15 protein-coding genes are annotated in these 13,500 nt (G+C 61.3%); 6 read left to right on the forward strand and 9 right to left on the reverse strand.

Going from position 1 to position 13,500, the window contains the following annotated elements; genetic code table 11:
• Nucleotides 1-33 precede the first annotated feature (33 nt).
• Nucleotides 34-1,062 (reverse strand): amino acid ABC transporter substrate-binding protein, encoded by a 1,029-nt coding sequence (locus LO50_RS15130; RefSeq protein ID WP_044315515.1) that lies wholly within the window; start codon nucleotides 1,060-1,062, stop codon nucleotides 34-36.
• A gap of 340 nt (nucleotides 1,063-1,402) precedes the next feature.
• Between LO50_RS15130 and LO50_RS15135 the strand changes: the two genes are divergently transcribed.
• The 3 genes from LO50_RS15135 to LO50_RS25110 all read left to right on the forward strand — a co-directional run bounded on the left by LO50_RS15135 (nucleotide 1,403) and on the right by LO50_RS25110 (nucleotide 4,083).
• On the forward strand, nucleotides 1,403-2,074 hold the full coding sequence (locus LO50_RS15135) for an alpha/beta hydrolase (RefSeq protein ID WP_044315516.1): 672 nt from the start codon (nucleotides 1,403-1,405) through the stop codon (nucleotides 2,072-2,074).
• A gap of 286 nt (nucleotides 2,075-2,360) precedes the next feature.
• Nucleotides 2,361-3,788, forward strand: coding sequence for an ATP-dependent RNA helicase RhlB (gene rhlB, locus LO50_RS15140; protein WP_044315517.1), 1,428 nt, complete (start codon nucleotides 2,361-2,363; stop codon nucleotides 3,786-3,788).
• Between the two features lie 130 nt (nucleotides 3,789-3,918).
• Nucleotides 3,919-4,083 (forward strand): hypothetical protein, encoded by a 165-nt coding sequence (locus LO50_RS25110; protein ID WP_162836514.1) that lies wholly within the window; start codon nucleotides 3,919-3,921, stop codon nucleotides 4,081-4,083.
• A 4-nt stretch (nucleotides 4,084-4,087) separates the two neighbouring features.
• Here LO50_RS25110 and moaE read toward each other — a convergent pair whose 3' ends face one another.
• From moaE to dmeF, 5 genes are all read right to left on the reverse strand, one after another.
• Complete coding sequence (moaE, locus tag LO50_RS15145) at nucleotides 4,088-4,546, reverse strand: molybdopterin synthase catalytic subunit MoaE (protein ID WP_044315518.1); 459 nt, start codon at nucleotides 4,544-4,546, stop codon at nucleotides 4,088-4,090.
• A 2-nt stretch (nucleotides 4,547-4,548) separates the two neighbouring features.
• Nucleotides 4,549-4,797 carry a MoaD/ThiS family protein gene (locus LO50_RS15150; RefSeq protein WP_014821259.1) on the reverse strand — a complete coding sequence of 83 codons (249 nt, stop codon included), beginning with the start codon at nucleotides 4,795-4,797 and terminating at the stop codon, nucleotides 4,549-4,551.
• Nucleotides 4,794-5,264: a cyclic pyranopterin monophosphate synthase MoaC gene (moaC, locus tag LO50_RS15155; RefSeq protein ID WP_014821260.1), complete on the reverse strand. Its 471-nt coding sequence runs from the start codon at nucleotides 5,262-5,264 to the stop codon at nucleotides 4,794-4,796. Before moaC ends, LO50_RS15150 begins: the two co-directional genes overlap by 4 nt.
• A gap of 100 nt (nucleotides 5,265-5,364) precedes the next feature.
• Nucleotides 5,365-6,753 (reverse strand): PhoH family protein, encoded by a 1,389-nt coding sequence (locus LO50_RS15160; protein WP_044315519.1) that lies wholly within the window; start codon nucleotides 6,751-6,753, stop codon nucleotides 5,365-5,367.
• 259 nt (nucleotides 6,754-7,012) lie between these two features.
• On the reverse strand, nucleotides 7,013-7,993 hold the full coding sequence (gene dmeF / locus LO50_RS15165) for a CDF family Co(II)/Ni(II) efflux transporter DmeF (RefSeq protein WP_044315520.1): 981 nt from the start codon (nucleotides 7,991-7,993) through the stop codon (nucleotides 7,013-7,015).
• Between the two features lie 134 nt (nucleotides 7,994-8,127).
• Between dmeF and yaaA the strand changes: the two genes are divergently transcribed.
• Nucleotides 8,128-8,907, forward strand: a complete 780-nt coding sequence (yaaA, locus tag LO50_RS15170; RefSeq protein WP_044315521.1) for a peroxide stress protein YaaA — start codon at nucleotides 8,128-8,130, stop codon at nucleotides 8,905-8,907.
• A gap of 456 nt (nucleotides 8,908-9,363) precedes the next feature.
• Here the strand turns inward: yaaA and LO50_RS24920 are convergent, their stop codons facing one another.
• Nucleotides 9,364-9,507 carry a hypothetical protein gene (locus LO50_RS24920; RefSeq protein ID WP_161794490.1) on the reverse strand — a complete coding sequence of 48 codons (144 nt, stop codon included), beginning with the start codon at nucleotides 9,505-9,507 and terminating at the stop codon, nucleotides 9,364-9,366.
• A 187-nt stretch (nucleotides 9,508-9,694) separates the two neighbouring features.
• On the opposite strand from LO50_RS24920, the gene LO50_RS15175 reads away from it, so the two are divergent.
• Both LO50_RS15175 and LO50_RS15180 read left to right on the forward strand, forming a co-directional pair.
• On the forward strand, nucleotides 9,695-11,140 hold the full coding sequence (locus LO50_RS15175) for a mannose-1-phosphate guanylyltransferase/mannose-6-phosphate isomerase (protein ID WP_044315522.1): 1,446 nt from the start codon (nucleotides 9,695-9,697) through the stop codon (nucleotides 11,138-11,140).
• Nucleotides 11,141-11,470: 330 nt separating this feature from the next.
• Nucleotides 11,471-11,692, forward strand: a complete 222-nt coding sequence (locus LO50_RS15180; protein WP_014821265.1) for a hypothetical protein — start codon at nucleotides 11,471-11,473, stop codon at nucleotides 11,690-11,692.
• 80 nt (nucleotides 11,693-11,772) lie between these two features.
• Here LO50_RS15180 and LO50_RS15185 read toward each other — a convergent pair whose 3' ends face one another.
• Nucleotides 11,773-13,248: a helicase HerA-like domain-containing protein gene (locus tag LO50_RS15185; RefSeq protein WP_044315523.1), complete on the reverse strand. Its 1,476-nt coding sequence runs from the start codon at nucleotides 13,246-13,248 to the stop codon at nucleotides 11,773-11,775.
• Nucleotides 13,248-13,487 carry a hypothetical protein gene (locus tag LO50_RS15190; RefSeq protein WP_044315524.1) on the reverse strand — a complete coding sequence of 80 codons (240 nt, stop codon included), beginning with the start codon at nucleotides 13,485-13,487 and terminating at the stop codon, nucleotides 13,248-13,250. The genes LO50_RS15185 and LO50_RS15190 overlap by 1 nt, the downstream gene beginning before the upstream one ends.
• Nucleotides 13,488-13,500 lie beyond the last annotated feature (13 nt).

The raw sequence follows: 13,500 nt of genomic DNA on the forward strand, positions 1-13,500 counted from the left end.
GAAAACGGGGCCGGTGTAGCCGGCCCCGCTTGGTCAACGTACCGGCGGGGCGTACTGCACGCCGCCGTTGTTCCACAGGGCATTGAGGCCACGTTCGATCTTCAGCTCGCTGCCGGCGCCGACGTTTCGATCGAAGATCTCGCCATAGTTACCGACCTGCTTGACGATCTGCACCGCCCAGTCCTTCGGCAGCTTCAGATCCTTGCCATATTCCCCCTCCACACCCAGCAGGCGGGCGACGTCAGGGTTCTTGGTGCTCTTGGCCTTTTCTTCGACGTTTGCCGAAGTGATGCCCAATTCCTCGGCGTTGAGCATGGCGAACAAGGTCCAACGCACGATATCGAACCATTCCTCATCGCCTTGGCGGACCGCCGGGCCGAGGGGCTCCTTGGATATCACTTCGGGTAGCACTACGTAGTCATCAGGCTTTGCCAGCTTGATGCGCTGGGCGTAGAGCTGCGACTGGTCGGAAGTGAGCACGTCGCAGCGGCCCGACTCCAGTGACTTGGCGCTTTCATCCGAGGTGTCGTATGTGATGGGGGTGTACTTCAGGTTGTTGGCGCGGAAATAATCGGAGAGATTGAGTTCGGTAGTCGTGCCTGCCTGAATGCAGACAGTCGCGCCATCCAGCTCCTTGGCACTTTTGACACCCAGCTCCTTGTTCACCAGAAAGCCTTGACCGTCGTAATAGGTCACGCCGGTGAAATTCAGGCCCATCGCCGCATCACGCGAGCTGGTCCAGGTGGTGTTGCGCGACAGCATGTCCACTTCAGCGGATTGCAGCGCGGTGAAGCGCTCCTTGGCGGTCAACGGACTGTACTTGACCTTGCTGGCGTCACCGAACACGGCGGCGGCCACCGCGCGACAGACATCCACGTCGATCCCCAGGTATTGCCCCTTTGCATCGGCGTAGGAAAAGCCCGGAAGGCCATCACTGATACCGCACTGCACGAATCCTTTCTTCTGCACTGCATCGAGGGTCGCCCCCGCTTGCGCCAGCCCGCTGATTCCCAGCAGTGACGCTGCACCCAGCGCAGCCAGTGTGGATTTCACCCTAATCATCGAAACCTCCAGTTTGCTTTCTTATTCTCGGGTTCGGGCCTGTTGCCCCTCGATGCGTAACCGGCAGCAGCGAAGCGGCGCAGCCTGACCTGAGTCTAGTCGTCCGTGGATGATCGGCAATGTTCTTTGTGCCATTACCTCGACTCGCTCATGCGAGCCGTTCCCTTCTGAGTCGAACTGAACTTAGCAAGGCGCGTACCAGCTCATCCGGCAATGATGATGGATACGCCAGGTTGCGGGTTCTATCGAAGTGCGCGAGCGGGTAACCTCGCGCCACTCCCTCGCCGGCGGCACGTAATGCCCCAAGACGAGGCAACTTGCCCCCAACTGGAGCCGATCTATGAGCGAACCGTTGATCCTCGAACCCAATGGCATTGCCGATGCGTGCATCATCTGGCTGCATGGCCTGGGCGCTGATCGCTATGACTTCCTACCTGTGGCCGAAGCGCTGCAGCAGAAGCTTCATAGCGCTCGCTTCGTTCTGCCGCAGGCACCGACGCGTCCGGTAACCATCAACGGTGGCTGGAGCATGCCCAGCTGGTACGACATCCTGGCCATGAGCCCAGCCCGCGCGATCGATCGCGAGCAACTCGAGGCATCAGCGCAACAGGTCATCGGTCTGATCGAAGCACAGCGTGACGCGGGCATCGATCCGGCACGCATCTTTCTCGCCGGCTTCTCCCAAGGCGGCGCGGTGGTGCTGCATACGGCATTTCTGCGCTGGCAGGGCCCGCTGGGCGGCGTCATCGCACTGTCCACCTATGCCCCGACATTTGCCGAGCGCCTCGAGCTTTCCGATGATGTCCGGCGCTATCCGGCGCTATGCCTGCATGGCAGCCGCGATGATGTAGTGCCGCCTGCGATGGGCCGTGCCGCCTATCAGTGCCTGCACGACGCCGGCGTCAACGTCAGCTGGCGCGAGTACCCGATGAGCCACGAGGTGCTCCCGGAGGAAATCCGCGACATCGGCAACTGGCTCGCACCTTTGCTTGGCGAAAATGCCGCCTCCTGAGCACCAGCTCCGGTTGCCTATTCATCAAAGGAAGGATGAGCGGTGCGCTTGACCGTCCGCCACCTGGCAGGCTCAAGCGCGGTCGGCATCCTGCCACGCTTGAACCTGGCATCAGACACAGCCATGCCCCAAGGCCCTGACCAGGCCCGCGCGGTATCACACAACAGTACGTCAGGCGCGAGTGCGCCCGCTGGAAGCCAAGCCTTCCCGTGCGCGAGGCTTCGCCATGCATGCGTCTTGCATTACACTGGCGCGCGACACTTTCCTAATAAATGACGAGAAGACCGTGCTCAAAGCACTCAAGAAAATCTTTGGCAAGGCACCGGATGTACGGGCCAGCGCAGCCGATGACGTGCTCGCCGCCGACCACGAGGGCCAACACAGCGCCCCTCAGCAAGCAACGACGCCTGATTCTCAACCCAAGTCGCAGACCGCTGAGCGCGCCGCCGAAAAGCCGCGCCGTCAACGCAGCAGCAAGCCGCCAAAACCCGCCGCTCCGGCGTGGAAGCTGGAGGACTTCGAGGTCGAAGCGGCCGAAGGCAAGACCCGCTTCCACGACTTCAAGCTCGCACCCGAGCTGATGCACGCAATTCATGACCTGGGTTTTCCGTACTGCACGCCGATCCAGGCCCAGGTGCTCGGCTATACCCTCGCCGGCAGAGACGCCATTGGCCGCGCCCAGACCGGCACCGGCAAGACGGCTGCGTTTCTCATCTCCACCATCACACAGCTGCTCGACACTCCACCGCCGCGGGACCGCTATATGGGCGAACCGCGCGCACTGATCATCGCGCCGACCCGTGAACTCGTGGTGCAGATCGCCAATGACGCGCTGGACCTGACCAAATACACCAACCTGAACGTGATGAGCTTCGTCGGCGGCATGGACTTCGACAAGCAGCTCAAGCTGCTGGAATCGAAATTCTGCGACATCCTGGTTGCCACACCCGGGCGCCTGCTGGATTTCAACCAGCGCGGCGAGGTGCATCTGGACATGGTCGAGGTGATGGTGCTGGATGAAGCCGATCGCATGCTCGACATGGGCTTCATTCCGCAGGTCCGCCAGATCATCCGGCAGACGCCGCCCAAGAGCGAACGCCAGACCCTGCTGTTCTCAGCCACGTTCACCGATGACGTGATGAACCTGGCGCAGCAGTGGACGACCAACCCCGCCGTGGTCGAGATCGAGCCGGAAAACGTCGCCAGCGACACCGTCGAGCAACACGTATTCGCCGTGGCTGGCAGCGACAAGTACAAGCTGCTGTACAACCTGATCACCCAGAATGACTGGACGCGGGTGATGGTCTTCGCCAACCGCAAGGATGAAGTGCGGCGCATCGAGGAACGCCTGACCCGGGACGGCATCAGCGCCGCGCAGATGTCCGGCGACGTGCCGCAGCACAAGCGCATCCGCACGCTGGAAGGTTTCCGCGAGGGCAAGATTCGGGTACTGGTGGCGACCGATGTCGCCGGTCGAGGCATCCATGTCGACGGCATCAGCCACGTGATCAACTTTACGCTGCCGGAAGATCCGGATGACTACGTGCACCGCATCGGCCGCACCGGCCGTGCCGGCACCAGCGGCACGTCGATCAGCTTCGCCGGCGAGGACGACTCCTTCGCCCTGCCGCCGATCGAAGCGCTGATTGGCCGCAAGATTCAGTGCGAAATGCCGCCGGCGGAACTGCTCGCCCCGGTCCCTCATTCGCGCTGAGCCTATTGGGCGCGGCATTCGCCGCGCTCCTGCGACCGTCACTCGCCTCCTCCATCAATGACCTGAATCAGGCCTCAACAGAGGTCAAGCGGCTAGAGTGGTAGCTAGATCGGAAATCGAGGAGACATCGATGGACAGCATGCACTGGCTACTGTCGCTAATCGTCACCGGCTTCATCCTGCTCTGCGTAGGTTTCAACTACCGGGACCGGGACTGGGGCGTGGGCCTTCTTGGCCTGGGCGTGCTCACCATGTTCTCGACGCTGGCCTTCAAGATGTACATCACCTTCTATTGACGGCTCAGTCGTTCTCGCTCCAACGCTCAGCCGCGACCTGATCACTCGCGCGGCCCTCCACCCAGCGTGGCCCGGACGGCGTGGTTTCCTTCTTCCAGAACGGCGCCCGCGTCTTCAGGTAGTCCATCACAAAGCGACAGGCGTCGAAGGCAGCGTCGCGATGGGCGCTCGCCGCGCCGACGAAGACGATCGGCTCACCTGGCTCCAGGGGCCCGACGCGATGCAGCACGTCGAGCCGCAATAATGGCCAGCGCTGCTCCGCCTCGATAATGATTTTCTCCAGTGCCTTTTCGGTCATCCCCGGCGCATGTTCGAGGAACATTCCGGCGACATCCTGCCCATCATTGAAATCCCTTACGTAACCGACGAACCCGGCGACCGCGCCAATCCCCAGGTTGGCCGCATGCAGCGCATTGAGTTCGGCCCCCGGATCGAACGCTGCCGTCTGTACACGAACCGCCATGCTCAGCCTCCGGTCACGGTGGGAAAGAAAGCGACTTCATCGTCATCGGTGATCGGCTCATCGAGACCACAGAGCTCCTGATTACGGGCACACATCAGGTTCTGCTCGGCAAGCACCTCCCAGACACCGCCCCGCGCAAGCAGCTGCTGGCGCACGTCATCCACGTTGGCGAGCGAAGCATCCCACTGCAGGCGCTCGCCATCAGTGCCCAGGGTTTCGCGATAACGGGCAAAGAACTGGACGGTAATCATGCCGGCACCTGCCAGTGACCGCTCTTGCCGCCGAGTTTTTCCAGCAGGCGCACGCCTTCGATGACCATGCCGCGATCCACGGCCTTGCACATGTCGTAGATGGTCAGCGCAGCGACGCTGGCAGCGGTCAACGCTTCCATCTCGACACCTGTCTGCCCGGCCAGCTTGCAGGCAGCGCGAATCAGTACGCAGTCTTCACCATCCGCCTGCAGCTCGACCTTGATGCTGGTGAGCAGCAGCGGATGACACAGCGGAATCAGTTCGTAGGTCTTCTTTGCCGCCTGGATGCCGGCGATGCGCGCCACGGCGAAGACATCGCCCTTGGGATGACCACCCTGCTGGATCATTTGCAGGGTCTGCGGCAGCATGCGCACGCGGGCCTCGGCCACGGCTTCACGCGCGGTCACGGCCTTGTCGGTGACGTCGACCATGCTGGCCCGGCCTTGGGAATCGAGATGGGTGAGCATTCGGCGCTCCTGATCGGAAAATCACGAGTCTACCGCAGCCGCCGGCGATGAACCCGCCCCCGTAAGAGGTACTACCGGGCCATCGCCGCACGCGTCTCGGCTACATGTGCGCTTCGGCGTACTCGGCCAGCACCGAACGCGGCACGCCCTGCAAGGTGATGTGCACACCGTGGGAGAAATCCTTGAAGCGCTCGGTCAGGTAAGTAAGCCCCGAACTGGTCGCGGACAGATAAGGCGTGTCGATCTGCGCCAGATTGCCCAGACAGACCACCTTCGAGCCGTTGCCCGCGCGGGTGATGATGGTCTTCATCTGATGCGGCGTGAGGTTCTGGCATTCGTCGATCAGGATCAGGCTCTGCTGGAAGCTGCGACCGCGGATGTAGTTCAGCGATTTAAACTGCAGCGGCACCTTTTGCAGGATGTAGTCGATGCTGCCGTGGGTGTTCTCGTCCTCCATGTGCAGCGCTTCGAGGTTATCGGTGATTGCACCCAGCCACGGCTCCATCTTCTCGGCCTCGGTGCCGGGCAGAAAGCCGATGTCCTCGTCCAGCCCCTGTACGCTGCGGGTGGCGATGATGCGCCGGTAGCGCTTGCTGACCACGGTCTGCTCGATGGCCGCAGCCAGCGCGAGGATGGTCTTGCCCGAACCGGCGGCACCGGACAGGTTGACCAGATGGATATCCGGGTCGAGCAAGGCGAACAGCGCCAATGCCTGATGGATGTCCCGCGGGCGCAGGCCCCAGGCCTCCTGATGCAGCAGCGGCTCCTGATGCAGGTCGAGCAGCAGCAGCTCATCGGCCTTGATGCCCTTGATCCAGCCGACAAAGCCCTGTTCGTCGATGATGAACTCGTTGATGTGTACCGCGGGAAGGTTGTCGGTCAGCTGCACGCGGTGCCAGGTGCGCCCATGCCCCTGATGGGTCTCGACCTTGCTCACGCGATCCCAGAACGAGCCGCTGACGCTGTGATAGCCGGGGGAAAGCTGGCCGACGTCATCGACCAGCTGATCGGTATGGTAATCCTCCGCCGCTACGCCACAGGCACGCGCCTTCAGGCGCATGTTGATGTCCTTGGTCACCAGCACCACAGGCAAGCCTGGACGCCGTCTGCTCAGCTCGACCACCTGATTGATGATCTTGTTGTCGTTCAGATCCTCCGGCAACGCGCTGGACTCGCCACGCTTGCTCATGAGGATCGAAAGACTGCCGGAAGGCCCGCCCTTGCCGCGCTGGATCGGCACGCCGAGCTCGACCTCTTCCGGCGTGGCGTCACCGAGCAGCTTGTCGATCAAGCGGATTGCCTGACGACACTCGGCTGCGACGCTGTGCTTGCCAGCCTTGAGCTGGTCGAGTTCCTCCAGCACGGTCATCGGGATGGCGACCTGATGTTCCTGGAAGTTCAGCAAAGCGTTGGGATCGTGGATCAGTACATTCGTGTCGAGGACGTAGAGCGTGGGCTGGGTCGCGCGAGGTCTGCCGTAGTCATCCATACCGATCACCTTCTTCTGGGGCCAGAAACGAAGAGCCAAAAGCGCTTCGCTGCACAGTAACCGCCATGCGATTCAGGTGAGCGGACGAGGGTAGCCGGTGGATTCGGGGCTGCCCAGGAGCCGCCACCTGTGTCGCAGGGTTCGGCGGTCTGAATTCGGTAATACCGTAAAAGTTATGACAGACAAAAGACTTTTCCGTTGAACTCGGCTTTTTTTCACGAATCGACCAAACGGCCTTGGCGCGCGTATTTCAGCCGCGCTATTGTCGATGATCAAGGTGCGCGCTTTCGTCGCAGCGATTCACTTCCACGGTGATGTGCACCAGCTGTGGGAAGCCCTGCAACGCAGCCTTGTAGTGGTCGGCGGTGTGCGCCTGATGCGTCACCAGGCTCAGGATGCAGCTGTATTGCGACCGCCCTACCCGCCACAGATGCAGATCGGCGACCTCGGTATCCGGCACCTCCTGCAGCGCTTCCCGAACCCTGTGCACCAGCGGATCATCCATCTCCCGATCGAGCAGCACCTTGGCGGTATCGCGCAACAGGCCGCGCGCCCATACAAGGATCACCAGCGCGCCGACGATACCCATCACCGGGTCCAGCCAGCTCCAGCCGAAGAACTTGCCGCCCAGCAGCGCGATGATCGCAGCCACCGACGTCAGCGCATCGGTCAGCACATGGATGAAGGCGGCGTGCCGATTCAGGTCCTTGCCACCCGAAGCGTGTTCATGCTCATGCGCATGCTCGTCGTGACCGTGACCGTGACCGTGACCGTGACCGTGGTCATGCTGATCCCGCAGCAACCAGGCGGACAGCAGATTCACCAGCAAGCCGATCACGGCGACCATCAAAGCTGCATCGAAACCGATCGCGACCGGCGACCAGAGCCGCGACAGCGATTCGCCGATCATGAACAGCGCCACGACGACCAGCAGCAAGGCGCTGGTGAAACCGGCCAGCACCTCGATCTTCCAGGTTCCGAACGCGAAACGCTGGTCCGCCGCGTAGCGCCGAGCCAGCAGATACGCCAACGCCGCCAGGCCGATGGCTACCATGTGCGAGGCCATATGCCAGCCGTCCGCCAGCAACGCCATGGAGTTGAACCAGTAACCGGCGATGATCTCCACCAACATGGTCAAGCCGGTCAGAATGACCACCGCCCAGGTCTGACGCTCGGAGTTGCGCTCCAGCGGACGGTAGTCGTGAGGTGGTTGCCATTGCGCATGATTGCAGCCAGACATACGAACTCCTTGATTGACGCCTTCCAGCTTGTGCCTTGCCACGCGGGGAAGGTCAACCGTTGCCTATGGCCGCCATAGCTGGAGCCGCTCCGCTCGTACCCCTACAATCGCGCCATCAGACAGGAGACCCGTACATGCTGATGGTGATTTCCCCCGCCAAGACGCTCGACTATGAAACACCCCCGATAACCGAACGCTTCACTCAGCCTCAGTACCTGGAGCACTCGCAACTGCTGATCGACCTGTTGCGCGATTACTCGCCAGCGCAGATCAGCGAACTCATGCACCTTTCCGACAAGCTGGCCGCCCTGAACGTCGCGCGCTACGGCAGTTGGTCGGCTGAATTCACGCCGGAGAATGCCAAGCAGGCACTGCTCGCCTTCAAGGGCGATGTCTACACCGGTCTGAGCGTCGAGGATTTCACCGAGAGCGACCTGCTGTTCGCACAGGAGCATCTGCGCATGCTGTCGGGGCTTTACGGCCTGTTGCGCCCGCTGGACCTGATGCAGCCGTATCGGCTGGAAATGGGCACCAAACTGGCCAATCCGCGCGGCAAGGATCTGTACGCATTCTGGGGCGAGCGCATCACTGGCTGGCTGAACGAGGCGCTTGTCGAGCAGGGTGACGATGTCCTGCTGAATCTGGCCTCCAACGAGTACTTCAGCGCGGTCAAACGCAAGGCGCTGAACGCACGAGTCATCAACGTCGACTTCAAGGACATGAAGAACGGCCAGTACAAAATCATCTCGTTCTACGCGAAAAAGGCACGAGGCCTGATGGCCCGCTGGGTGATCAAGGAACGCATCGGCAACCCTGATCAGCTGCCAGAGTTCGACTACCAGGGCTACCGCTACAGTCGGGATGACTCGACCCGCGACCGCTTGGTATTCCTGCGCGACGCCGCCGACCAGTAAAACGCAATGCCGGCGGCAGAGCCCGTACGGGCTCTACCGCTGCCCTCAGCGACTCCATTAGCGGGTCCGCCCAGCACGTCCCACTGCCTCTACCAAGACCTCCCGATCAACCGTCCGCATTGCCCTGGGCAGATGAGCGCACCTTGAATCCGTTCGCAAAAACTGGCCGATCAACGGTTGCCGAGGCGGGAACTATCCAGCGTGGCTCGCAATCATAAGCGCGTACCGACAATTCCAGGTGGAAAGGGAAGTCGCACATGAACGTGCATTGGGTCATCAATTTCGCAGATCGCTCCGTTCGAGATCGTCAGTCGATCTTGGCGGTAGCGCAACTTCAGACGGCGATACGGCTGATTATCCAGCCCACAGCCGCGGCGTCGAGCAGAGCCTACGCGGCATCTGACACGGCAAACGCCGAGCAAGGCACGAACAGAGGGTTACGGCCATGCAAGCGCATCACTCCCGCTCGACCGACAGGTGCCACACACCGCGCGCGACGATGGCGCTCCTCAGTAGCGCGCCAAACGCCGACCACGAGCGCCCGGTGCAGATGACCATGATCGACATCTCGCCCGATACACATGCGGCCTGAACGGCCACGGTGCGACATCCAGGCGATTAACCAGACAGCAGATTTCAATCTCGAGGCATGCCTTGGGACAGAGTGGATTTCGTCCAGCCAACTGGCGATTCCTCCGACAAAGAACAGTAACAACCCAGGCGCGGCCAAGAGGCCGGCGTCACCGGACAAGTAGAACGACCTTCGAAACGATTCAGGAGAAGCAATATGATCCCGGTTATTCTTTCAGGCGGTAGCGGCTCCCGACTGTGGCCCCTTTCCCGCAAGTCGTTCCCCAAGCAGTTTCTTGCCCTGACCGGCGAGCAGACGTTGTTCCAGCAGACCGTCGAACGCCTGGCGTTCGATGGCATGCAGCAACCGCTGCTGGTCTGCAACAAGGACCACCGTTTCATCGTCAAGGAGCAGCTGGCCGCGCGCAAGCTCGGCGTTCAAGGCCTTCTGCTCGAGCCTTTCGGTCGTAACACCGCACCGGCCATTGGGATCGCGGCGATGAAGCTGGTTGAAGAGGGGCGCGACGAGCTGCTGCTAGTCCTGCCGGCCGACCATGTCATCGAAGACCAGAAGGCCTTCCAGCGCTCCCTGGCACTGGCGACCAATGCCGCGGAAAACGGCGAGATGGTTCTTTTCGGTGTTCCCCCAACCCGTCCTGAAACCGGTTTCGGTTATATCAAAGCCAGCCAGGACGCCAATCATGGTCTGCCCGATGGCATCAAGCGCGTGGCGCAGTTCGTCGAGAAGCCGGATGAGGCTCGCGCCCAGAGCTATCTGGAGTCAGGTGACTATTTCTGGAACAGCGGCATGTTCCTGTTCCGCGCCAGCGTGTTCCTGGAAGAACTGAAGAAGCACGATCCGGACATCTACGATACCTGCTCGCTCGCCCTGGAGCGCAGCGTGAAGAACGGCGAAGAAGTGCTGATCGCCCCCGCCACCTTCGCCTGTTGCCCGGACAACTCCATCGACTATGCAGTGATGGAAAAGACTCAACTGGCTTGCGTAGTGCCCATGTCGGCTGGCTGGAGCGATGTCGGCTCCTGGTCTTCGATCTGGGATGTGCACGAGAAGGACGAGAACGGTAACGTCCTCAAGGGCGACGTGATCGCCGAAGACTCGCGCAACTGCCTGGTACACGGCAACGGCAAACTGGTCACCGTGCTCGGCCTGGAAAACATCGTGGTGGTGGAGACCAAGGACGCCATGATGGTTGCCCACAAGGACAAGGTGCAGGACGTCAAGAAGCTGGTCAGCAAGCTCGACACTCAGGACCGCAGCGAAACCAAGAACCACTGCGCCGTGTACCGCCCTTGGGGCTGGTATGACTCGGTGGACATGGGTGGCCGCTTCCAGGTCAAGCGTATCTGCGTGAACCCAGGGGCCAGCCTCTCCCTGCAGATGCACCACCATCGCGCCGAGCATTGGATCGTTGTTTCCGGTACCGCTCAGGTCACCTGCAACGACAAGACTTTCCTGCTCACCGAAAATCAGTCGACTTATATCCCGATCACGTCAGTGCATCGCCTGGCCAACCCCGGGAAAATTCCGCTGGAGATCATCGAAGTCCAGTCCGGCAGCTATCTGGGTGAAGACGACATCGAGCGCTTTGATGACGTTTACGGCCGCGCCGAACAGAGCAACGAAGCCAAAGTTGCCCGTTAATGTTCGCCAAGTAACGAGAGGAAAGCCCGCTTCGGCGGGTTTTTCTTTGCTCGATTTCTGGCTCTGTGCGTACCTGAAAGCGCATACTTGCGGAAATCCGTGTAGCGCCTTGCCGCAAACGTAGTGTCAATGCCGCAGATAACCTGGTTTTTTTGAACTACTGCTCGAATCTGCCGCCTGCCACGTAATTGCTTAAACCTTTTCAGTTGACCTCCAGTCTCACGCACATAAGCTCGACTCTGTTGCAACTGAAAACTTCGGTTACAACCAAAGACGCGTCATTCATTTTCAGAGGCGTCTTAATTCAAACTAGAAAAACAGGATCCTTACGTGACGAAAGACGAACTGCGCGCCGAACTTGAGCGCCAGGCGCAGCGCTTTACCAATGTCTATGGTGGTGAAATTACGACTTACGCGGCTGAACGCGAACCCGAGCGCAAGCCGTGGCGCAAGAAACCCACTGTGCTTGATCAAGTGTTTCAGCGGGAACTGCAGAAGCTCGAACAGGAAAAACATGCCGATTGTGAAAGCGCGGCAACTGGGCAAGCCTGATCCTGACCTCCGTGCAGGTCAGGAAGTCAACTAGCGCAGCCAATACAAACAGCAGTAGTGAACTGAAGAGCGCCGATAAGTCAGCGCTTACCGCCGAGTAACGAGCCGAGCAACCCTCTGGCCAACTGACGCCCCAACTGACTGGCAGCCTGGCTCAACGCACTTTTGACGACTCGTCCGGCCAGATCCCCCAGATCGCTGCCTGCACTGCTCTTGCCTCGCGCAGGCTTCTCGACCGGACGCTCAGCCTCCTCGACTGCCTGCATGGCCCGAGCACTCAGTATTTCGTAGGCCGACTCACGGTCGACGGGCTTGTCATAACGGCCACGCAAGCTGGACCTCGCGATAAGCTGCATGCGCTCAGCTTCACTCAGCGGCCCCACTCGCGACTGTGGCGGCGCGATCGAGACTCGCTGCACCATCGCCGGCGTGCCTTTCGCCTCGAGCCCACCGACCAGGGCCTCGCCGATGCCCAACTGGGTCAGCACATCCAGCGTCGCAAAGTTCGGGTTCGCACGAAATCCGTCAGCCACCGAGCGCAGTGCTTTCTGCTCCTTGACGGTGTATGCCCGCAAACCATGCTGGATTCGCAGCCCCAGCTGCGCCAGTACCTGGTCAGGCAGATCGGCTGGGGACTGAGTGACGAAATAGACGCCAACACCTTTCGAACGAATCAGCCGCACCCCCTGCACCAGCCGCTCCTGCAACGCCTTGGGCGTATCGCCAAACAGAAGGTGCGCCTCATCGAAGAACAGGACCAGCAAAGGCCTGTCGGCATCGCCCCGCTCCGGAAGCTGCTCGAAGAGTTCGGCAAGCAGCCATAGCAGGAAGGTCGCATAAACCTTGGGCGCCTCATGCACCAGTACGCTGGCATCGAGCAGATGGATGGGACCTCGGCCGTCCGCCGCGGGGTGCAACAGATCCTCGAGTTGCAGCGCTGGCTCACCGAACAGCGCCTCGGCGCCCTGCTGTTCGAGCGTTGCCAGGCGCCGCAGCAGGGCCTGTGACGATGCACCGGTGAACAATGCACTGTCGTCGCCGAGCAACTGCGGCTCAGCCTTGAGGTGCGCCAACAGCGCCTTGAGGTCCTTCAGATCGAGTAACAGCAGGCCTTCGCGGTCTGCCACCTTGAACGCCGCGTACAAAGCGGCCTGCTGGCTGTCGGTGAGCTGCAGCAGGCTTCCCAGCAGCAGCGGCCCCATCTCGCTCAACGTAGTACGCAGCGGATGGCCGCTACGACCATGCACGTCCCACAGGGTTACCGGGTACGCCTGCGGCTGATGGTCCAGCCAGGGCATGCTGGCGATCCGCTCGGCGATCTTGCCCTGCGGTGCACCGGCAGCACCCAGGCCACAGAGATCGCCCTTGATGTCGGCAGCGAACACGGCAACTCCGGCATCGCTGAACTGCTCGGCCAGACGTTGCAAGGTCACTGTCTTACCGGTGCCGGTGGCTCCGGCAATCAACCCGTGCCGATTGGCCAGGCGCAGGGATTGGCTGTTCGGTTCACCCGTCGCATCAGCGCCGAGTACCAGACGATCGATTGCAGCCTTCATCAACCCGCCTCCTTGTCGTGCTCGCGCGCTCCGGATGGGGCGCTCTCGTCGGCCGTCGATGCACTCGATTGCCGACCTGCATTGCCCTGCTCAGCCTGAAGCTCGGCCCATAGCGCTGCGGCATCGGCGAACTCGGCGCCCTGCTCGGGCGACAGCGCCTCGGGATCGTATCGCTGTGTACAACCACTGCCGATGATGGGCGGCGCCTTGGCCGCGGCACGCTCGAGGGGATCGGTCACAGATGCTCCCGGA

Origin of the sequence: Stutzerimonas stutzeri (assembly GCF_000935215.1) — a bacterium.
GTDB lineage: Bacteria > Pseudomonadota > Gammaproteobacteria > Pseudomonadales > Pseudomonadaceae > Stutzerimonas.

What these genes read in the sequence shown, in the direction of transcription:
- LO50_RS15130 (WP_044315515.1), bottom strand. Translation starts at nt 1,062, where the DNA reads ATGATTAGGGTGAAATCCACACTGGCTGCGCTGGGTGCAGCGTCACTG.
- LO50_RS15135 (WP_044315516.1), top strand. Translation starts at nt 1,403, where the DNA reads ATGAGCGAACCGTTGATCCTCGAACCCAATGGCATTGCCGATGCGTGC.
- LO50_RS25110 (WP_162836514.1), top strand. Translation starts at nt 3,919, where the DNA reads ATGGACAGCATGCACTGGCTACTGTCGCTAATCGTCACCGGCTTCATC.
- moaE (WP_044315518.1), bottom strand. Translation starts at nt 4,546, where the DNA reads ATGGCGGTTCGTGTACAGACGGCAGCGTTCGATCCGGGGGCCGAACTC.
- LO50_RS15150 (WP_014821259.1), bottom strand. Translation starts at nt 4,797, where the DNA reads ATGATTACCGTCCAGTTCTTTGCCCGTTATCGCGAAACCCTGGGCACT.
- moaC (WP_014821260.1), bottom strand. Translation starts at nt 5,264, where the DNA reads ATGCTCACCCATCTCGATTCCCAAGGCCGGGCCAGCATGGTCGACGTC.
- LO50_RS15160 (WP_044315519.1), bottom strand. Translation starts at nt 6,753, where the DNA reads ATGGATGACTACGGCAGACCTCGCGCGACCCAGCCCACGCTCTACGTC.
- dmeF (WP_044315520.1), bottom strand. Translation starts at nt 7,993, where the DNA reads ATGTCTGGCTGCAATCATGCGCAATGGCAACCACCTCACGACTACCGT.
- yaaA (WP_044315521.1), top strand. Translation starts at nt 8,128, where the DNA reads ATGCTGATGGTGATTTCCCCCGCCAAGACGCTCGACTATGAAACACCC.
- LO50_RS15175 (WP_044315522.1), top strand. Translation starts at nt 9,695, where the DNA reads ATGATCCCGGTTATTCTTTCAGGCGGTAGCGGCTCCCGACTGTGGCCC.
- LO50_RS15185 (WP_044315523.1), bottom strand. Translation starts at nt 13,248, where the DNA reads ATGAAGGCTGCAATCGATCGTCTGGTACTCGGCGCTGATGCGACGGGT.